At 51.9% G+C, this 18,916-nt stretch carries 15 protein-coding genes and 1 riboswitch; of the genes, 8 read left to right on the forward strand and 7 right to left on the reverse strand.

Translation table 11 applies throughout. From position 1 onward, the window contains the following. Positions 1–30 precede the first annotated feature (30 nt). Entirely contained in the window at positions 31–1,896 is a 1,866-nt protein-coding gene (locus tag ABYK60_RS07245; protein ID WP_372871302.1) for an MOSC N-terminal beta barrel domain-containing protein, read from the reverse strand. Positions 1,897–2,276: 380 nt separating this feature from the next. Here ABYK60_RS07245 and ABYK60_RS07250 point away from each other — a divergent pair, with 380 nt between their 5' ends. The 4 genes from ABYK60_RS07250 (at position 2,277) to ABYK60_RS07265 (ending at position 6,711) form a co-directional block, all read left to right on the forward strand. Then, complete coding sequence (locus tag ABYK60_RS07250) at positions 2,277–2,870, forward strand: hypothetical protein (RefSeq protein ID WP_372871303.1); 594 nt, start codon at positions 2,277–2,279, stop codon at positions 2,868–2,870. 83 nt (positions 2,871–2,953) lie between these two features. After that, positions 2,954–3,084: riboswitch (cobalamin riboswitch) on the forward strand. An 85-nt stretch (positions 3,085–3,169) separates the two neighbouring features. Then, positions 3,170–5,149, forward strand: coding sequence for a TonB-dependent receptor (locus ABYK60_RS07255; protein ID WP_372871304.1), 1,980 nt, complete (start codon positions 3,170–3,172; stop codon positions 5,147–5,149). 95 nt (positions 5,150–5,244) lie between these two features. Beyond that, positions 5,245–5,841 (forward strand): GDSL-type esterase/lipase family protein, encoded by a 597-nt coding sequence (locus ABYK60_RS07260; protein WP_372871305.1) that lies wholly within the window; start codon positions 5,245–5,247, stop codon positions 5,839–5,841. A gap of 141 nt (positions 5,842–5,982) precedes the next feature. Beyond that, positions 5,983–6,711: an HDOD domain-containing protein gene (locus ABYK60_RS07265; protein ID WP_372871306.1), complete on the forward strand. Its 729-nt coding sequence runs from the start codon at positions 5,983–5,985 to the stop codon at positions 6,709–6,711. A 40-nt stretch (positions 6,712–6,751) separates the two neighbouring features. Here the strand turns inward: ABYK60_RS07265 and ABYK60_RS07270 are convergent, their stop codons facing one another. Further along, on the reverse strand, positions 6,752–7,657 hold the full coding sequence (locus tag ABYK60_RS07270) for a LysR family transcriptional regulator (protein WP_372871307.1): 906 nt from the start codon (positions 7,655–7,657) through the stop codon (positions 6,752–6,754). Positions 7,658–7,821: 164 nt separating this feature from the next. Between ABYK60_RS07270 and metE the strand changes: the two genes are divergently transcribed. Together metE and ABYK60_RS07280 are read left to right on the forward strand one after the other, a co-directional pair. After that, on the forward strand, positions 7,822–10,092 hold the full coding sequence (gene metE, locus ABYK60_RS07275; protein WP_372871308.1) for a 5-methyltetrahydropteroyltriglutamate--homocysteine S-methyltransferase: 2,271 nt from the start codon (positions 7,822–7,824) through the stop codon (positions 10,090–10,092). Between the two features lie 89 nt (positions 10,093–10,181). Continuing rightward, the gene (locus ABYK60_RS07280; protein WP_372871309.1) at positions 10,182–10,391 is read left to right on the forward strand and encodes a dodecin; all 210 of its coding nucleotides are present in this window, start codon (positions 10,182–10,184) and stop codon (positions 10,389–10,391) included. On the opposite strand, the gene queG is transcribed toward ABYK60_RS07280, so the two are convergent. Next, complete coding sequence (gene queG, locus ABYK60_RS07285) at positions 10,388–11,554, reverse strand: tRNA epoxyqueuosine(34) reductase QueG (RefSeq protein WP_372871310.1); 1,167 nt, start codon at positions 11,552–11,554, stop codon at positions 10,388–10,390. The genes ABYK60_RS07280 and queG overlap by 4 nt on opposite strands. A gap of 126 nt (positions 11,555–11,680) precedes the next feature. Between queG and ABYK60_RS07290 the strand changes: the two genes are divergently transcribed. Beyond that, the gene (locus tag ABYK60_RS07290; protein WP_372871311.1) at positions 11,681–12,520 is read left to right on the forward strand and encodes a substrate-binding periplasmic protein; all 840 of its coding nucleotides are present in this window, start codon (positions 11,681–11,683) and stop codon (positions 12,518–12,520) included. 2 nt (positions 12,521–12,522) lie between these two features. Here the strand turns inward: ABYK60_RS07290 and ABYK60_RS07295 are convergent, their stop codons facing one another. Continuing rightward, positions 12,523–14,418: a diguanylate cyclase gene (locus tag ABYK60_RS07295; protein WP_372871312.1), complete on the reverse strand. Its 1,896-nt coding sequence runs from the start codon at positions 14,416–14,418 to the stop codon at positions 12,523–12,525. 342 nt (positions 14,419–14,760) lie between these two features. Here ABYK60_RS07295 and ABYK60_RS07300 point away from each other — a divergent pair, with 342 nt between their 5' ends. Continuing rightward, positions 14,761–15,198, forward strand: coding sequence for a DUF3069 domain-containing protein (locus ABYK60_RS07300; RefSeq protein ID WP_372871313.1), 438 nt, complete (start codon positions 14,761–14,763; stop codon positions 15,196–15,198). 87 nt (positions 15,199–15,285) lie between these two features. On the opposite strand, the gene ABYK60_RS07305 is transcribed toward ABYK60_RS07300, so the two are convergent. The 3 genes from ABYK60_RS07305 to ABYK60_RS07315 form a co-directional block, all read right to left on the reverse strand. After that, on the reverse strand, positions 15,286–16,974 hold the full coding sequence (locus tag ABYK60_RS07305; protein WP_372871314.1) for an NAD-dependent malic enzyme: 1,689 nt from the start codon (positions 16,972–16,974) through the stop codon (positions 15,286–15,288). Between the two features lie 235 nt (positions 16,975–17,209). Beyond that, a complete protein-coding gene (locus tag ABYK60_RS07310) occupies positions 17,210–17,671 on the reverse strand; it encodes a DUF1456 family protein (RefSeq protein ID WP_372871316.1) in 462 nt (153 codons plus the stop codon). A 93-nt stretch (positions 17,672–17,764) separates the two neighbouring features. Beyond that, complete coding sequence (locus tag ABYK60_RS07315; RefSeq protein WP_372871317.1) at positions 17,765–18,859, reverse strand: serine hydrolase domain-containing protein; 1,095 nt, start codon at positions 18,857–18,859, stop codon at positions 17,765–17,767. Positions 18,860–18,916 lie beyond the last annotated feature (57 nt).

Genomic DNA, 18,916 nt, shown 5'->3' on the forward strand with positions numbered 1-18,916 from the left:
GATGGCTGCCTTTTTATTGGCGTCAGACAGTTAACTCAGGTTGATTTCCACATCGTCAACCGGCACGGCGCAGCAGGCCAGAATAAGCCCTGCGTCTTGTTCTTGCTCTGATAAAGCCTCCGCTTTGTGCTGCGCCACCTCGCCGCTGACTAAGCGGCATTTACAGCTGCCACATATTCCTGCACGGCAGGACCAGGGAATACTGATGCCCTGTGCTTCGGCCTGTGCCAACAGGCTGGTTTGGTTGTTTCCCTGAAAAGCCTTGCCATTAATGCGAATGCTCACTGACTTCTTTTCTCTGGCGGCGGGTGTCGCAAGGCCGCCAAAGCTCTCGCTGTGGATTTGCGCCTGAGATAAGCCCAGAGATTGAAGCTCGGCTTCCGCATGCTGCATGAAGCCCAGTGGTCCGCAAATATAGGCTTCGGTGCCGGATACTGCGGCAGCAAGGTGGCGAATGGATTGGGATTGACCAGCTTGCCAGCGACCACGGTTGCCTTGCCATTTGTCATCGGCCTGGGTCAGCCAGAGTTCCAGCGTCATGCCGCTGGCGTGCATTTCTGTCAGCGCGTCGGCTTCCGGGATGTCCTCCCGGCTGCGACATTGATGGATAAAATAAATATGGGACAGCGGCTTGGCATCCGTTGGTGCAGCGCCTTGCTGATGGGCCTTAAGCTGGGCGGTGCGCGCCATCGCCAGCATGGGTGTGATGCCAGAGCCTGCGCTGATAAGCAGCAGCGCTTTGCCTGCCCTGGGGCTGAAGCGTCCTTCGGGGCGGCCGCAGAGTACGGTGTCTCCAATCGCCAGTTCGTCGTGTAACCAGTTGGAAATATGCCCGCCTTCGGTGCGTTTCACCGCGATATGGTACAGGCCGTCTCCCGCAGCATGGGTCAGGCTGTAGCGGCGAATATGGCGCTCGCCGTCGATGTCGATGGCAAATACCAGATGCTGGCCCGGCAGGAAACCCGGCAGCGGCTTGTTGTCGGCGGCTTTGAATGCAAAGGCACAGAAATCACGGGCTATGGTGCGCTTTTCTGTGAGCACCATAGCGCGTTTGGCCGGCGCGAGATTGCGATAATGTTCGCTTTCCTGGGTTTTCAGCACCTCTATGGTATCACCCTCACGGATGATGCCTTCATTCAGGGCAATCAAGTTCTGACCGAAATTCACTTCGCCGCTGGCACTTTTGCGAAACTTACTCAGGGTTGACAGTGGCTCCCCCTGTGGATGGAAGCTGGCAGTGCCCGGTAGCACAGTGGTCATTACGCAGCGGCCACAGGGCTTGGCCACATCAAACTCTACCTCACCAATGCGAATACGCTTCCAGGTATCCTCTTCGAAGGCGCGGGTGTCTGAAACCACCAAATTGGTGCGAAATTGGCTCATCTGGCTGATGGCGTCGGACCGTAAATTGAGATCTTCAAGTGAAGCTTCGCTGATCAGCAGCAGTGGGTAACCATCGGCAAAACTGACGGTGGTGCCAAGCTTCTCGCGGTAGCGGTCGGAGGTTTCGCCAAGCCATAACAGCCGGGCGTTTTCGCCTAAAATGGACGACACCCAGGCGTCGGCAAGTGGATTGGTGGCCAGACCATTGAAGTTGTCTTTCCAGACTCGGGTTGGTATCTGGGTGCGTTGAAAGGCTGATGCTTGTACACGCAGATCCGGTTTGCCTGCAAATCTGAGCCAGAGTTCGCCGGACTGAATGGCCTCGTCGGTTCCAAGCGGCTGGATTTGTTGTAGTAACGGATGGGTTCTGGCCGTAATGAACTCGCCATTCGGCCGAACCACGATAAAACGGCGATCTCCGGCCAGTCCTTCTTTGCAGACCCGCGCCTGAGACAGTCGCTGTGTTGCCATGGACTTGACCGGATAGATATGTATTCCACTGAGCTTCGCCATTGGCCTTCTCCCTGCATCGGCGGCAAAACGCTCACTATATACCTTTCAGTGACAAAACATCAGTACCCGAGGGACGGCAAAATGTCTGACAGAGGAGGCTCGGGTTGGCTAAATTCACAAGACTTACTGGCTTAGGTTTGCCAGCAGTCATGCGGAATATTTGACTTTGAAAATGCATTCGCTGTGGTAAAGTGTTGGCCGCTGGTAGCCATGGTGTAAAAACGATGTAACACCATATCGGGTTGGTTTTGAGTAGCTGGAATGACTATTGATTGATTCTGGTTATGGTGGTTTTTATTCTGACATTGGCTGAAAGATTTGGTGCTCAGCATGCGGGACTTATTCAGGATGAAGCTGCATAGATTTCACGGAAGTTGATTATGATTCGCTATATTTTCAGTGTGTTAACTTTACTTGTTGGCGTAAGTGCTCAGGCTCAGACGCAGGCTCTGTCTTTGTTTGAAGTGCCTTTTTCCTTTGAATTGCCACAAGGGTGGAGACTGGCCGAACAGGAGGTTAGGGGAGACATGACCAGTGCTGAATTTGTTCCTGCTACGGATAGTCTTAACGAATGGGGGGCGCTGATTTGCGTGCAAAGCTTCAGATTGGCGACGAATGGAACCACTCCCGAAGAGTTTTTGGATGGATTGGCACAGCAATATCAACAAAGTTGCCAGGGAGACTCATCATACGAGAAGTTAGGGGAAACCCAGATTGATGGTCAAAGAGGCTATCATGCTATTTTGGCTTGCAGCAAAATGCCCGCGCTGCATAAATCTTTGGAGAATCAGCCATCGTTTGTGTCTGAGCCTGCTGGAGAGGCAGGTTACTACAGCGTTTTCCAGCGTCCGGGGCAGCTGATGTTGTTACATAAATCGATGCGTATGGAAGTGTTTTCCTCGGGTAACGTGCCAGTGACGCCGAGCAATTATCAGGAATTTATTGCCCCTATGTTACCACTCAGGTTGCAGTGAAAGATGCTCCCCACTAGTTAACAAATTAGACTTTTATACGTTTAGACGTCTATAATGCGCCGCCCGACCCGTTCGGGCGGTTTTTTTACGTCAACCCTTTGGGTGCCCGCTATCGCGGGAGAATCGGGAAGTCGGTGGAATTCCGACACTGCCCCCGCAACGGTAATGGCATTGAGCCTGAGTCCGGAGACCGGCCCAAATGAGGATTTGTTGTGGATTTCGGTGGGCAGATCCGCACATGTGGCTCTATAGGGGCTGCCGACAACCTGCCCCGTTTCCCTTGAAGGAGAATAAGGAAAATGGGAACCAAACTTTCTTTCATCGCACTGGCTGTGAGCGCAGTGCTTGCGCCTGTGGCTTTCGCTGCATCCCCTTCCAATACGGCAACCGCTGATGTTGACATTATTCGGTCTGCGACTGATGAGCATCTGGTCGTGATTGGCCGCAAGCTCGACACTCCATTGAATATTGCAGCCAATGTGGCCGTGATCACCGCCGACGATATTGCCCTTGTTGGTGCTACCGATTTGGCGGGTTTACTGCGTGGGCAAAGCGGTATTCAGGTGAGTGACAGTGGCACTGGCCCTGTGTTTGCCATGCGTGGCTTTGGCGCAGGCCAGGCTGCCAGTAACACTCTGATTCTGGTCGACGGCCGCCGTTTGAATAATATTGACATCGCCGCCCCCAGTTTGTCTGCCGTGTCTGTCAGTCAAATTGAGCGGATTGAAATCCTCTCCGGCAGTGCTGGGGTGCTTTACGGCGACCAGGCCGTAGGTGGCGTGATTAATATTATTACCAAGCGCCCAGAAGGCCAAAGCGGCGGCGCCAGCATTGGCGGTGGCAGTTTTAACAGCCTGAACGCGTCGGCCGACTTTGCCACTGACATTGGCGGTGGTTGGCATGCCTTTATCGGCGGCCATTTCGATAAGAGCGATAACTACCGCGACCATGCAAAGAGCGAGACGGGCAGTGTGCTTGGTCGGCTTGAATACCGTGGTGATGCCAATCAGTTTTTCGCCGAAACGGCTTATTTCGACAATGACAGGCTGCTGGCAGGTTCTCTGAATGAAGCTCAGCTTGATGACAACCCTCGTCAGGCGAATGAATTCAATGCCACTGATTATCAACATGAAATCACCAAGGCTGTCCGCAGTGGCTATCAACATCAGTTGACTGATCACTGGGATCTGGGTGCCGATGTGGATTACAGTGACACCCAGGTGAACTACATCAGTTGGGGTGGTCAGGGTGCAACCGGGCGTTCGTTGTTGGCACTCTCGCCAAAGGCCATCGGCAAGTATCAGACACGCGCCGGAGAGCTGAAGCTTATCACGGGCTTTGACTTGTCCCGCGGCGAGTCTGAGTTTGAGTCTGCTTACATGAACAGAGGTAATACCCAGAAACTATGGGCCGGTTTTGTGCAGGCCAGTGTGCCCCTTACTGAGCAGCTAAGCTACGTGGTGGGTGGTCGTTACGCCGAAGTGACCGACGATATTCGTGATGGCAACACCTTCCCTGCAGGTGGTGATTTGGATAACGATGCCCACGCGCTGGAGTTTGGTATTAACTATCGTCCATCGGCTGCCAGTCGCTTTTATTTGCGCGCTGAGGATAACTTCCGTTTTGCCAAAGTGGATGAGCAGGCGTACACCTCACAGGGCAGTTTAAAGCCACAAACCGGTCGAAGCTATGAAGCCGGTTGGGACTATTTGGGCAACGCACACGGGCTGCGTCTGAGCCTCTATCGCCTGTCTCTGGAAGATGAAATTGTATTTGACCCAAGCGCAGATACGCCAACCGGCGGCTTTTTCCCAGGTTCCAACGTCAATGCAGATAAGTCCCGCCGCTATGGTGCCATGCTGGACTGGGACTGGCAGGTCACTGAGTCCCTGAAGTTTGGGCTGGATTATCAGTACACAGATGCGGAATTTACGGCTGGTTCCAACGATGGCAAGGCATTGTCCTGGGTGGCAAAACACAGTGGTCGTGCCTTTGCAGGTCTGGATGTTGCAGAGCATTGGCAACTGTATCTTGATGCCAGTTATACCGGCAGCCGTTTCATTGAAGGTGACAATGCCAATGCAGCGAACCAGCTGGATGCATTTTGGCTTGCCAATGTGGCACTGAATTTTGATATTGATGGCGTTAACGCCAGTCTGCGGGTGGATAACCTGTTTGATGAGCAATACGCTGCCTCCGGCTACTACAGCGAATGGGGTAGTGGTTTCTACCCCGGCGAAGGCCGCAGAGTGAGCCTGACGTTAAGCCTGCGATACTGATAAATACTTGAAAACAAAAAGCCGGACTTGTATCCGGCTTTTTTTTCGGCGATAACAGATAAACTCTGGGCGTGGGATAGCCATGGGAGAGCATAGTGCGCTGGATTTATTGTGTTGCCATCTTGATGTTACTAACCGCTTGCGGCGGGCCACGTCTGCCTTATTTGGGAGAGCACGCAAGAATATTGGCTTTTGGTGATAGTCTGACGTTGGGGGTTGGTGCCTCTGATGAAGGGGATTATCCGGCGCATCTGGCAAATTTTTGTGGCTGTGAAGTCATCAATGCTGGCGTTTCCGGTGAAACGAGTGCGCAAGGCCTGGCACGTTTTGCCGACGTGTTGGATGAGGCTGCTCCGGATATGGTGATACTGCTGGAAGGTGGCAATGATATCCTCAGAAACCTCGACAAAGCAGCGCTGAAAACCAATTTGGCAGCTATGATTAGGGAAGCTCGTGCAAGACAAATAGCGGTATTGTTAATTGCGGTGCCGGAAAAGCAGTTGTTATTGTCGCCGCCCACGCTATACAGGGAGTTAGCGGAAGAGTTTTCACTTCCGCTGTTGGATAAGTCGTTGTCTGAATTACTGCAAGACAGCGCCATGAAATCGGACACCGTACATTTAAATGACGCTGGGTATCGGGCTTTGGCAGACGATATTTACCGTTTGGCCAGTGAGAGCGGTGCGTTTTGATGGACAGAAGATAAAAATGTGAACCCTGGGGGAAATCAACTTGACCGGGAACGGGATTTTATGGGTAAATTCCCAGATAATAATCACCGGGTCGGTTGTTGGGTCAGGTTGTAATAGCCCGGAAAATAATAGGTTGGATTCATGACTGAGCTTGTGCATCAGGTGTTTTCTCAAATCAGGGCGATCATAGCCAATGAAGAACAGGTCATTGGTCGCCGTGGGATCCTTATACCACTGAAAAAGGCCATCATTGCCGATGGTGATGTGCGTAACGTAGTGGATATCATTTCCAGCGATCCCGCGCTTGCAGCACACTTGTTGTGGCGCAGTACTACGGCTCACGCCGCTGGTGTGGCTAACAATAGTAAGAACCGCAGCCTGAAGGATGCCTTAATCCGCCTGGGTCAGGTCAATATTTATCGTTACGCGTTCAGTTTTTATCTTAAAGAGCGGCTTGATGAATTGCCTGAGCCTTACAAAAAGCTGGTGCAAGGTTATTGGCGCTTAACCGAGAGTATTGCTGCGGCTGCCGTTGACAGTCTCAAGGACATCAACAGTCAAATTGATCCGGACGAAGTCCAGACGTTAGCCTTATTCAGCGTGTTTGGGCAGATTATTGCGTTGACCGCCTTCGCTTATCTTAATGCGGAATCGCAGAAGTCTATTCCACTGAGTGTTATTAAAGAAATTATTGATAATCAACAACAAACGCTAACACTGGAAGCATTCGATTCTCTTGGGCTGGATGAAGAGCTAAAAGATGAGTTTATGATTGCCCATAATCTGAGGCAAACCCGTAATCCCAATTCTGCCGGGCTGGTGCTGCGCCGAATATTATCGATGCGCGGCTTGCTGCTTAACCCGTTGTAACCAATAGTAAAAAGCCTGCTTAAGCAGGCTTTTTTTACTATTAGCGCGGTTGCTTTTGTTTTGCGACTCCTTCGGCCGCGACCAATTCCAGATAACGCTGAAGCTTGCTTGAGTTGGCGTGCCCACGGCGGTAGGCGCCAAACAGGGGGCGTTTTAAGCCTTCTGCTCCGAGACGTACGCTGGTAAGGCTGAGTCCCTGTGCTTCGCTGATGGACCAGCTTGGCAGGGCCCCAATACCATCCTGGCAGGCGATGCGTTGCAACAGTACCGAGGTGAGATCGCAGGTTTTCTGCACTCCCGGGGTAACGCCTGCCGGCTCCAGAAACAAGCGGAACAGGTCAAGTCTTTCCAGTGGTACCGGATAGCTGATAATCGGCAGTCCTTGCAGATCCCGTGGCAGCACCTGTGGCTTATCGGCCAGAGGATGCTCTTTGGCAACCGCCAGACGCACTTCAAAATCAAACAGGTGCTGATAAGCCAATTGGTGGCCAGGTACAGGGTCGGATGTCAGCACTATGTCCAGCTCCCCGGATTCCAGCGCGTTGAGGGAGTCGAACAGGTGACGACTGGAGAGATCCAGGTCTGAGTCAGGGAATTCCGCCCGGAAGGCTTCCATCACCGGCATCAACCAGCGAAAGCAGCTGTGGCATTCAATCCCAACCCGAATAAGGTTATCGTCACTCTCCAGACCTTTTTTCAATACTGACTCTGTTTCCATTACCCGCGGCAGAATTTCTTCGGCCAGATTCAGCAATCTGGCACCTTCCTGGGTAAAGGACAGAGGTTTACTCTTTCTCACAAACACGGGCGAGTTGATGCGGGTTTCCAGTTCTTTAATCTGATGAGACAAAGCTGACTGGGTGACAAAGCGCTTTTTGGCCGCAGCCGCAAGGCTGCCACTCTCTTTCAGTGCCATCAGGGTGCGAAGGTGTCTTAGCTCTATCATCTCTACTCCACATGAAGTTTGTTCATGTTGCCCGTGAATGCAATTCGTTTGCTTGCCAGAAGACTACCACAATAAACTTCTAGACGTCCAGACGCCTATTAAAATTTGTTTAACAGGGGTCCCTCTTTGAATTGTGTTCATATTAAACCAAGAAGGTATACAATATGCAATTAAATAGTCTTGGCTTTCCACGGATAGGACGTCGCCGTGAGCTGAAGTTCGCCCTCGAGCAATACTGGCGTGGAGAGTTGTCCCGGAATGAGCTGCTGGCACAGGCCAAGGCACTGCGTCACACCCACTGGCAGTGGCAGGCTGATGCTGGGGTAGAACGTTTGCCGGTAGGGGATTTTGCCTATTACGATCAGGTGCTGACCCTGGCGGCGACCTTAAATGCCATTCCTTTGCGCCACCGCGATGGCGATAAGGTGGATCTGGATACCCTGTTCAGGGTTGCCCGAGGCCGGGCACCAAGCGGCAAAGCTGCTGCAGCGGCGGAAATGACCAAGTATTTCAATACCAATTACCACTACATAGTGCCTGAGCTTCACGCCAACCAAACCTTTTCCATCGCCTGGACTCAGTTGTTTGACGAAGTCGAAGAAGTCAAAGCGCTTGGCTATGACCCCAAACCCTGCATCCTGGGTCCGGTGTCTTTCCTGTATTTGTCGAAAGCTTACGGCAGTGAATTTGATAAATTAAGCCTGTTGCCGCAGCTGCTGGATACTTATGCTGAGTTGCTGGCGCGCTTTGCCGCTCAGGGCGTGAGCTGGGTACAAATTGAGGAGCCTGTGCTGGCGCTGGATCTGGATGAAAGCTGGCAGTCAGCCTTTGCCACGGCATATCAGGCTTTTACCTGTGTGTCGGTTAAGCTGCTTTTGACCTGCTACTACGGTTCAGTGGCCCATCATGCTGACATCATTGGTGCGCTGCCGGTGGCGGGCTTGCATTTGGATCTGGTGTCTGCGCCGGAGCAGCTTGAGGTCTTTTTGCCAAGGCTTGGACAGCAACAGGTGCTGAGTCTGGGCCTTGTTAATGGCCGCAACGTGTGGGCCGCAGACCTGGATGTGATTGCCGAGCGTATCGCGCCGGTTGCCAGAGATCTTGGCGATCGCCTGTGGCTCGCCATATCCTGTTCGCTGCTGCACACGCCGGTTGATCTCGATGTGGAAACTACCCTTAGGCCTGAACTCAAGCGCCAGCTTGCCTTCGCCAGGCAAAAGCTGCTGGAGCTAAGAAGCCTGGATACCTTGCTGACCGCACCCAATGGCGCTGAAGCTTTGGCGATTGTCGCCGAATGTGTGGCGCGCCGCGCCGAGCGCGCCCAGGCCGCCGATGCCGAGGTGGCCGCCAGGCTGGATGCACTCACCAGTGCCGATTTTGAGCGTCAAAGTGCGTTTGCTGCCCGTCAACTACAGCAGCAACAGCGGCTTAAGCTGCCACTGCTGCCAACCACTACCATAGGTTCTTTCCCGCAGACCCCGGCCATTCGAGCACTGAGAAGCCGTTTGCGCAAAGGTGAAATCAGCGTCTTTGAGTACGATAACCAGCTCAAGCAGGTGTGCCGCGATACCATCGACCGCCAGCTGAAACTCGGCATAGATGTGTTGGTGCACGGTGAGGCCGAGCGTAATGACATGGTAGAGTATTTTGGTGAGCAGCTCGACGGTGTTGGCTTTACCAAAAACGGCTGGGTGCAGAGTTATGGCAGTCGCTGCGTAAAACCGCCATTGATTTACGGCGATGTAACGCGTCCTCGGCCGATGACTCTCGACTGGGCCGAGTACGCCCAGAGCCTGACCGACAAGCCGGTGAAAGGCATGCTGACCGGGCCTGTGACCATTCTGCATTGGTCGTTTGCCAGGGAAGATATCAGCCGCGAGACTATCTGTAAGCAAATTGCACTGGCGATTCGCGATGAAGTGGCGGATCTGGAGCGCTCAGGCATTGCCATTATCCAGATTGACGAGCCAGCGTTCCGCGAAGGGTTACCCCTGCGCCGCGCTGACTGGCAGGCGTATCTCGACTGGGCAGTGGACTCCTTTAAGCTGAGCGCTGCCTGCGTGCGGGATAACACCCAAATCCACACCCACATGTGCTACAGCGAGTTTAACGACACCATAGCCGCCATAGCCGCCATGGATGCTGATGTGATCACCATAGAGACCAGCCGTTCGGCGATGGAGTTGCTGCGCGCCTTTGAGGACTTTGAGTATCCAGCCGAAATTGGTCCGGGCGTGTACGACATCCACTCCCCCAATACGCCGGACGTTGAAGCCATGGTCGCCTTGATGGAAAGAGCCGCCAAACGTATTCCTCTGCGTCAGCTGTGGGTAAATCCTGACTGTGGCCTTAAAACCCGTACCTGGGATGAGGTGGAGCCGGCGCTGCGCAATATGGTGGAAGCCACCCGCGAGCTGCGTCGCCGTCTGAGCTAAATCTTAACCCATGAAATCAGGGGCTATACTGAGGGAACAATATAGGGGATGCGCTTCAGGGCTGCGTTCCCGCTTACAGGAGGTTTGCCATGAATCACGTCTACAAGATTATTGAAGTCACAGGTTCCTCTCCCCTCAGCAGCGATGATGCCATTCGCAATGCAGTGGCTGCGGCGGCGCAGTCACTGCATCATTTACGTTGGTTCGAAGTGATAGAGACCCGCGGCCACCTTGAAGCGGGTGTGATAGCCCATTGGCAGGTGACGGTGAAAATCGGATTTACCCTGGATACGCCTTAGGCGTCTCTTGGCATGCCTTTCTCAATGGCGCGGATCAGCCGCGCCGTTCTGCGGCTCTCAGTAGTGAGGCCACCTTGTTGGCGGGTGATGGCCCAATGAATGTGTTCGGCCACCATTCCATCCACCTCGACATCCGTAAGGCGAGTCTTCAGCGCGCACAGAATATCCGGATTTGCCGGCGCATTACCCAGTGCCACAGCAATGTTTCTCAGCCACCTTTTATGACCAATGCGGCGGATGGCGCTGCCCTCGGTTTGCTTTAAAAAGGTAGCCTCATCCCAGGCAAACAGGCTCAGCAGCGATGGCAGTTTGAGTGGCTGTCGTGTCTGAAAGTCGGCTTCAGCTGACAGCGGCGAGCCACTGTTGACCGGGCAGGCCAGCTGACAGTCATCACAACCATAGATGCGGTTGCCGATCAAGGGCCGGAATTCTTCTGGAATGGCACCCTGAAGTTCAATGGTGAGATAGGAGATGCAGCGCCGGCCATCTACCACATAGGGAGCGACTATGGCATCAGTGGGGCAGCTTTTGATGCAGGCCACGCAGGTGCCGCAATCGTCTGCAATGGGAATATCGACAGGCAGTGGCAGATTTACCAGTAGCTCTCCCAAAAAGAACCAGCTGCCAGCCTGATGATTAAGCATAAGTGAGTGCTTGCCAGTCCAGCCAAGACCGGCTTTTTCCGCCAGTGGCCGCTCAAGAATGGGAGCCGAATCAACAAAGGGGCGAAAGTTCGACGGCGTAAAGCCTCGTTCAATAAGCCAGGCATCGATTTGCTCGCCAAGTTTTTTGAGTCGGTTACGCATCAGCTTGTGATAGTCACGGCCACCGGCATAGCGGGAAATATAGCCAAGATTGGGGTCGCGCAGGTTAGCGGCAAAACCTGCGTTCTCGGGTAGGTAATCCATGCGTGCGGCAATGACCCGGATGGTGCCGGGGTGCAGTTCCTGCGGGCGGGCGCGCATCAACCCATGGCTTTCCATATAGCCCATCTCGCCGTGGTAGCCCTTGGTGAGCCAGTCCAGGAATTTGGGTTCTTCATCCGTCAGGTCGGTATCGGTAATGCCAACGTCGGCAAAGCCAAGACTTCTTCCCCAGTCTTTGATCTGACGGGCAAGCTCACTGTAAGCGGCTGAACTGGTTATTGAGTTCTTAGGTGGCATGACATGATAATTGGACTGAAAGCCCGAAGATAATAACAGCTTTTGACACTTCAGTCAGGAGACTGCTGGAGGTCGAAGATTCCTGCAGCTATGATGAAGTTATGTCGGAGTATCCAAGGAGCTGCAATGACACAGAAGGGCTCAATATTCAGCGCATTGATGATGTCAGTGTTGATTTCATTCGCACCGCTGATGATTGAGACTGCCAGGGCCGATGATAACGACAATCATGCTGACATTGACCCGGGAACACATTCACTTCGGCTCCTGACAGAACCATTACCTCCTTTCAGTTTTATTGAGAATTCGCGACTTACTGGGTTTTCCGTGGAATTGGTTGAGCAGCTAAAGTCGCGGCTCGGGATTTCTGCAGATATAGAAGTATTGCCTTGGGCGAGAGCTTTTAACATCGCCAGTCAGTCTTCGAATGTGCTGTTATTTTCCACAGCCCTGAGAGACAGTCGCAGAAGTCAGTTTGATTTCGTGGGACCCATAGCGACGGCAAAAATCATGCTCTATAAACGGGCAGACGATGAGTCATCGCCGGCCAACATTGTGGAAGCGGCGCGCATGGGCAGTATTGGTGTTTATCGGGGTTCTCCGGCTGAACGTATACTTCAGCAAGCAGATATCAAAAATGTTGAAGTTTCTACCTATCCACTACAGTCTTTGCGACAACTTCTGGCCAGCCGGGTCAGGTATTGGTGTCAGGTGGATTTAACGGTTGGCAGGCTGTTGGCTCAGGCTGGTGGCGGTGATATGGCCGTAGTGCCTTTGGCTGAGCTGGAGAGAATCGACTTGTATTTGGCCTTTTCCCGCGGTACATCCAGGGAAATGGTTGAGCGCTGGCAATATGCGTTGCAGGCGTTTCAGCAAGAGGGTCATTTTGCACACTTGTATGAGCGATGGTTCAAGTTGGTGCCAGAGTCAGCTCAGAGCCAAATTTTATGGCGGTTGACACCATAACGTTAAAGGTTTTTTTCAACCCTATTACGTCCATTGTGTTTTGCAATGTAAAGGGCGTGATCGGCTCTGTTCATAAGTGCAGAGAAATTTTTATCTTTGCCAGCATCAAAAGCCGCGACACCTGCGCTGATACTCATGCCAAGACCCTCGGCAAACTCAGTTAAGTCAGTATTTTCTACACTTATTCTTAAGCGTTCAGCGATTTCCATTGCTTGTTCAAGCGTTGTATTAGGCAGTAAAGCAAGAAACTCTTCTCCACCTATCCGGCCAACCAAATCACCCCGGCGCATTTGGCTGCTGGAGCTTTTGGCCATGGCTACCAATACCTTGTCGCCAATTTCGTGACCGAAGTTGTCGTTGATTTTCTTGAAGTGATCGGCATCGAACAGAATAACAGAGAGTGGCTGCCCTTGTTTGGCCGTGCGGAATAGTGCTTCACCTTCGTGGTAGGTATGGCGACGGTTTGCCAGTTGGGTAAGGTGATCCGTTAACGCCAAACGCTCCATAATTTTTGAACGTTGAGCCTGCTTAAAGGCAAACACAGACACTATGCTCAAAATAAATACGGCCATAACGATAATGGTGAGCTGCAGGATTTTATTTTCCTGCAGGATAAGCATTTCTTTTTCCCTTAGTTTCTGATACTCAATCAATTGCTTGTTTTCACGCTCCACGCGGTCGGTATCAAAGCGGGTTCTCATTTCGGTGGTGCGCTGAGACTGCATTTGGTTATCAAGCTCGGCGTGAATGGAGTTCTGAATTTCGAGTGCATAAAAGGCATTGGCCCAGTCCTTTAAGGCCGCATAAGTCTGACTTTTGCTCAGATAAAGTTCCGCCAGTCCGCGCTTATTTTGAATATCCTGAAAGCTTTTTTCTGCCTTTTCCAGTAACGGCATAGCTTTGGCAGGCTCTCCTTCTGAGAGGTAAACCTGAGCCAGGTATAAGTGCTTATAAGCATAAAAGCCCTGGTGTTCCGGTTTGATAATTGGGAAGGCCAATTCCAGATTGTTTTTTGCTTCCTGAAAGCGGGAAAGTTTTATCAGGGTGCCGACCATATTTATCCGGGTAGCAGCAATACTGATGTCTTTATTTTCTTCTTCAGGATGCTCCTGCCTGCCTTTTAACACTTCCTGATACATGGTGAGCGCCTTAGCCGGCTCATTCATGGTTTCATAGGCCAAGGCCATGTCAGACTTTACACTAATGATCCCCAATTTATCATTAGTTTGTTGGTACTTCTCCAGTAACTCCCTGTAGTAACGGATAGCGGTTGTCGGATCGCCAAAGCGGCGATAGCTGGTGGCAAGTTCCAGCAGATTGAGGCGTGCCCAATATTGCAGGTTTAAACTTTCATACAGATGCTGAGCAGTAATGAGATCTTCCAGTGCATCAGCAAAATTCCCCTGATAGGAGAGCTGTGCACCGCGCACACTTCGGGAATCAGCAATCAGTCTTGGGTCTTCGGTTTGGTATGCCAGCGCTACAGATTTGTTGTAGTCATTCATAGCCTCTGAAATCTGGCCATTCAGTTGCAGCATCCAGCCTCTGCAAAGGGTGAGGTCGGAGGTAGCAGCTGCATCGGATTGAACCGAAGGGAGGGCTAATTGTGTGTTGGCAAAGATAATGGCTTTCGCCAGTTCAGCTTCGTCAAGGGTATCGTGTACCCAGCATTGCATGCGCTTGAGTTTAAGCATGCGGGGAAGATCGTCCGGGGAAATATTGTCAGACAACAACTCAACTTTGGCTTTTGTTTCCTCAAAGTCGTCTAACTCACCAGTCTCAAGAATGTGAATTATGTCGTCAATTTGCTCCAGCGTTAACTCTCCTGCAGCTGCAGGCATATGAAAGCCAGTAAACGCACTGACTAAAATCAGTATGGAGAGCAAAACTCGGGTCATTGGAGGCTTTGTAGGTGGTTATTATCTTTATTTAGGATAAATCATAACCGTACGCAGTGATATTTACTAACAAATTGTTAATAACTCCCGAATTTTGTTCTTATCCCTGCACATTCTGGCTGCCTGTTTGATGGTAACGCTTGCTGGGCGTGATGCGATGATGGAACAGGGCTTTACTGAAGCTTTTGCTGCTTGTGGAATTGGGTACTTACAGGCTAAGTGATGCAAAATTCAGACAGACTCAGCCACAGCCATGGCCGGAGTGCTGGGGGCGGTGAAATCTGCCCAGAATATGAGACAATGCCCCCAGGTTTGTATCCGGTACCGTTTAAGGAAATTCCCATGTTTGAGTTGTCAGAGCCTTATCGAGTAGAGGCTCTTGAAGTGGCCAACAGTGTCGTTGGTCGGGTTATTGTGCTTGAAAAGTTGCCAGACTCCTTGCTCGCGGCATATCAAGATCTTTTTGATGAATTGCTGGCAGATAAAGCCAACAGATTCAGTTGTGCCTGGGATAGCTTGCCACAGAGTGCCAGCGCTTTGTTCTCTCGCGGTAGTTTTCATGGTTTTTATATTGCCAATGCATGGCTGCAACTCAGCATCCTCGCGCAGGACATCGTTGAGCGTCAGGATACCGATGAAGCTATTGCTAAACAGGATTATAGCGAGCTTTATGCCCGTATGGCGGAGGCCTCATTAAAGGACTGCTTGAAAAAGCTGAAGAAAGCCAGAACTGACCGCAGCATGTTGAACAGTATGCGCGAGGTGATGGGGCTGTCATAGGCTTGAATCTATTTAATAAAAAAATGCCCGGCTTAAACCGGGCGTTTTTAATTGTTTGTATCAAGCAGACGGTTTGAGGTGTTGCGATCAGAATGAGGTGCGCTTGTAGCGGCGATATTCCGGATACCAGAAGTTTGCCTCAATGGACTGCTCCAGCAACTCATCAGTGGTATCCAGTGCATGCCCCTGGGCTATCGCTACCTTGGCCACGGCAAAAGCAATATGCTTGCTGACCTTATGGATTTCCTCCAGCGGTGGCAATAGGGCGCCAGTGCCATTAATGGCAAGCGGCGAGCACTCGGCCAGTGCCCGGCTTGAGGCCATCAGCATTTCATCAGACACCCGCTTGGCACCGCATGCCAACACTCCAAGGCCGATACCGGGGAAAATATAGCTGTTGTTGCACTGGGCGATATCGTAAGTCACATCGTCCACCACCACAGGCTCGAATGGGCTGCCGGTGGCCACCAATGCCTGACCATTGGTCCAATGCAGAATGTCCTTTGGTGTAGCCTCAACCCGGCTGGTGGGGTTGGATAGTGGGAATACTATGGGACGCTCACAATGGCTGTGCATGGCGCGAATAATTTCTTCAGTAAACAGGCCCGGAGCACCGGATACACCTATCAATACGGTTGGCTTTGCGTTGTTGACGGTATTGAGCAGCGACAGGTTGTCGCTGAAGTCCGACCATTGACTTACGGTGTCAACTTTTTGAGCCAGCTTTTGTTGGAACGGCAACAAATTGGGCATGTTATCGAGCAGCAGGCCCCAGCGGTCGACCATAAATACCTGATTGCGTGCCTGCTCGTCGCTGATGCCTTCGGACACCATTTGCGCCACTATGGCTTCGGCGATACCACAGCCGGCACTGCCGGCACCAAGGAAAACGATGCGCTGAGCGCTGAGCTGGGTGTTGGCAGCTTTACATGCGGCGAGCAATGAGCCTACAGTCACTGCAGCAGTGCCCTGAATATCGTCATTGAAGCAGCAGTATTTGTCTTTGTATTTGTCCAGCAGTGGCATGGCGTTTTTCTGGGCAAAGTCTTCAAACTGGATCAATACATCCGGCCAGCGGCGATAAACGGCCTCCATAAAGGCTTCGATAAATTCGCTGTACTCGTCGCCGCCAATACGTGGATGGCGCCATCCCATGTACATGGGATCTTCCAGCAGGTGTGGATTATCCGTGCCAACGTCCAGAGTGATGGGCAGGGTGTAAGCTGGGCTAATGCCACCACAGCTGGTGTAGAGAGATAGCTTACCGATAGGGATCCCCATGCCACCAATGCCCTGATCGCCCAGACCCAGAATACGTTCGCCGTCGGTCACAACGATGATTTTCACTTTATGACGGGTAGAGTTGTTGAGGATGTCATCAATCCTGTCCTTGTTAGGGTAGGAGATAAACAAGCCCCGGTTACGGCGGTAGTTTTTAGAAAAACGTTCGCATGCCAAACCTACGGTCGGGGTGTAAATGATGGGCATCATCTCGGCAATATTGTTTTGAACCAGCCGATAAAACAGGGTTTCGTTGGTGTCCTGGATGTTGCGCAAATAAATGTGCTTGTCCAGATCGTTGCTGAAACTTCTGAATTGATCGTAGGCACGGGAAGCCTGTTCTTCGATGGTTTCGATGGCATAAGGTAACAGTCCCTCGAGGTTGAAAAACATACGCTCTTCTTCGGTAAAGGCACTGCCTTTGTTAATGAGCGGAGCCTCAAGAATGGCGGGACCGGCGAACGGTAAATATAGCGGGCGTTTGTTATCGTCCATGGGCTACCTTTTGGTTGCTTTTTTGGGTATGAGCGGTTGGCTGTCAATAACAGTAAAGACTATCACGAAATGTGATCTTTGTAGCTTTGGGTGGATGTTGAATTGTGGTTTTTTTCACAAATAAGCGTTTTAAACACGCGTGCTTATGTGTAAAAAACGTTAAAAATACGCGTGTATGACAACACGCGTATTTTCAACGCTGTTCGAACGACCTAAATGGATCTGCCTTATAATCTTAACGGCCGCGGTGATGCTTCGACAATCCTTTCAGGAAGTTGCGCAGCAACTGATTACCACATGGCCGATAGTGTCTGTGGTCGGGGTTGCGGAAAATGGCGCCAAGTTCCGATTTGGATAAATCAAACCCAGCCTTGGTCAGCAGGGTGAGGATGTCATCTTCTTTCAGCTCCAGTGCAATACGGATTTTTTTGAAAATCAGATTGTTGTCGAGCGGCGTGGGTCTGGGTATTTCGCTGCCGGGCTTCAGGCCGCGGCGGCTGATGATAAGTCCATCCAGGAACTGACACAGTTCTTTATCGGTGCAGGGACGAAAACCCGGCTCATCGTCTTTTTTCAGCATGGCCAGCAGTGCATCTTCGGTGATGGGCTGATGCACCAGGGCAAAGAGTTGCACCATCCCTGCATCGTTAATATCCAGGGCGAAGCGCAGACGGCGCAAAATATCGTTATTGGTCATAGGTGTCCAGATTCAGGAGCTTATTTGGTGGCAAATGCCGAATGCAGCAATTATACCCAAGGCCGGCTCTGGGTGCGACTGCTGGCGTCGCGTTCAGAGGCTATTGGCATACTCGCGCACCAGTTGTCTGAGCCTGTCCATTCTGGCAAAGGCGCGCTCCATATCGGTAAGGTCCCGTGAGACATTGTCCAGCATCACCAGTTGCAGGCCGCTCTCGGGGTAATAGAGCATCAGGCTCATATAACCGGGTACATAGCCGCTGTGGCTGTACTCCAGTGGCTGCTGAGCTATTTGCAGCCCCAGCCCATAGCCAAGAGAGCCCCATCTATGCTCCCGTTCTGCCCATGGTGTGACCATGGCATTTAATGCCGATGGCAGCAGCGTTTTGCCGCCAAACAGTCTGTCCTGAAAATCCGCCATACCGTCCACCGAGGCAATCAGGAACCCAGAGGCAAGTTCAGGCTCGGCAATGGTGAGTTCAGTGACGGTGAGCTGGGGGCCATTTTCTGTCAGCTGCTCTTGAAAGCCCGCCCTGAGTCTGGGTTCGCGGGCCATTATTTGACTGAGTTCACCGGTTTGTGCCTGGATATCCAACTGTTGGCGGCTGAAAAAGGTATTCAGCGCCGATTGGAGCCTTGGCTTGGTATCTTCCGGAATGCTTGAACGGACAGTGGGCTCAACGCCTGAAGAGGCGGGGAATAGCAATGTCGCGAGCAGCTGATAGTTGGCATTACTGTAGACAAATGCGGCCCTATCTCCTTGTTTCTTGTCATGCAATCCATTGCCATTCCGATTAATGCCGGAGGTGTGGCTGAGCAGCATCAAGGGTGTCAGTGGCGCAGGCCGTCGCAATATCGCCGGCAGGGAATTCTGATCCAGCGGCTGATTTAACTGCGCTTCATGCTGCGCCAGATAGAAAGCGGCAAACACCGTTTTTGACATTGAACCAATCACATAAAGATTGCCCTTGGTCGCATAGGCCTCACCTGATGTTGCCCGTGAGCTCTGGTACAGGGGGCGGCCGTGCTGGCGCAGCAGCACTTCGCCCTGAAAGTCTGTCGCCAGCTCCTTGTTAAGATGCGTTTTTAGTCGCTCATTTCTTTCCTGAAGACCCGTAGCAGCGCAAGCAACAGAGTTCGCAAGTACTGAAATCAAAATGATGTTTGCATAAATCCATTTAAGTATCATGAGTTATCCTAATAAAACGGCATCCTGTGGATGCCGTTTTTTTATAAACTGTACCAA

It is taken from the genome of Shewanella sp. (assembly GCF_041630135.1).
Classification (GTDB): Bacteria; Pseudomonadota; Gammaproteobacteria; order Enterobacterales; family Shewanellaceae; genus Shewanella.

Coding starts and splice junctions, on each gene's coding strand:
- ABYK60_RS07245 (WP_372871302.1), bottom strand. CDS start 1,896: ATGGCGAAGCTCAGTGGAATACATATCTATCCGGTCAAGTCCATGGCA.
- ABYK60_RS07250 (WP_372871303.1), top strand. CDS start 2,277: ATGATTCGCTATATTTTCAGTGTGTTAACTTTACTTGTTGGCGTAAGT.
- ABYK60_RS07255 (WP_372871304.1), top strand. CDS start 3,170: ATGGGAACCAAACTTTCTTTCATCGCACTGGCTGTGAGCGCAGTGCTT.
- ABYK60_RS07265 (WP_372871306.1), top strand. CDS start 5,983: ATGACTGAGCTTGTGCATCAGGTGTTTTCTCAAATCAGGGCGATCATA.
- ABYK60_RS07270 (WP_372871307.1), bottom strand. CDS start 7,657: ATGATAGAGCTAAGACACCTTCGCACCCTGATGGCACTGAAAGAGAGT.
- metE (WP_372871308.1), top strand. CDS start 7,822: ATGCAATTAAATAGTCTTGGCTTTCCACGGATAGGACGTCGCCGTGAG.
- ABYK60_RS07280 (WP_372871309.1), top strand. CDS start 10,182: ATGAATCACGTCTACAAGATTATTGAAGTCACAGGTTCCTCTCCCCTC.
- queG (WP_372871310.1), bottom strand. CDS start 11,554: ATGCCACCTAAGAACTCAATAACCAGTTCAGCCGCTTACAGTGAGCTT.
- ABYK60_RS07290 (WP_372871311.1), top strand. CDS start 11,681: ATGACACAGAAGGGCTCAATATTCAGCGCATTGATGATGTCAGTGTTG.
- ABYK60_RS07295 (WP_372871312.1), bottom strand. CDS start 14,418: ATGACCCGAGTTTTGCTCTCCATACTGATTTTAGTCAGTGCGTTTACT.
- ABYK60_RS07300 (WP_372871313.1), top strand. CDS start 14,761: ATGTTTGAGTTGTCAGAGCCTTATCGAGTAGAGGCTCTTGAAGTGGCC.
- ABYK60_RS07305 (WP_372871314.1), bottom strand. CDS start 16,974: ATGGACGATAACAAACGCCCGCTATATTTACCGTTCGCCGGTCCCGCC.
- ABYK60_RS07310 (WP_372871316.1), bottom strand. CDS start 17,671: ATGACCAATAACGATATTTTGCGCCGTCTGCGCTTCGCCCTGGATATT.
- ABYK60_RS07315 (WP_372871317.1), bottom strand. CDS start 18,859: ATGATACTTAAATGGATTTATGCAAACATCATTTTGATTTCAGTACTT.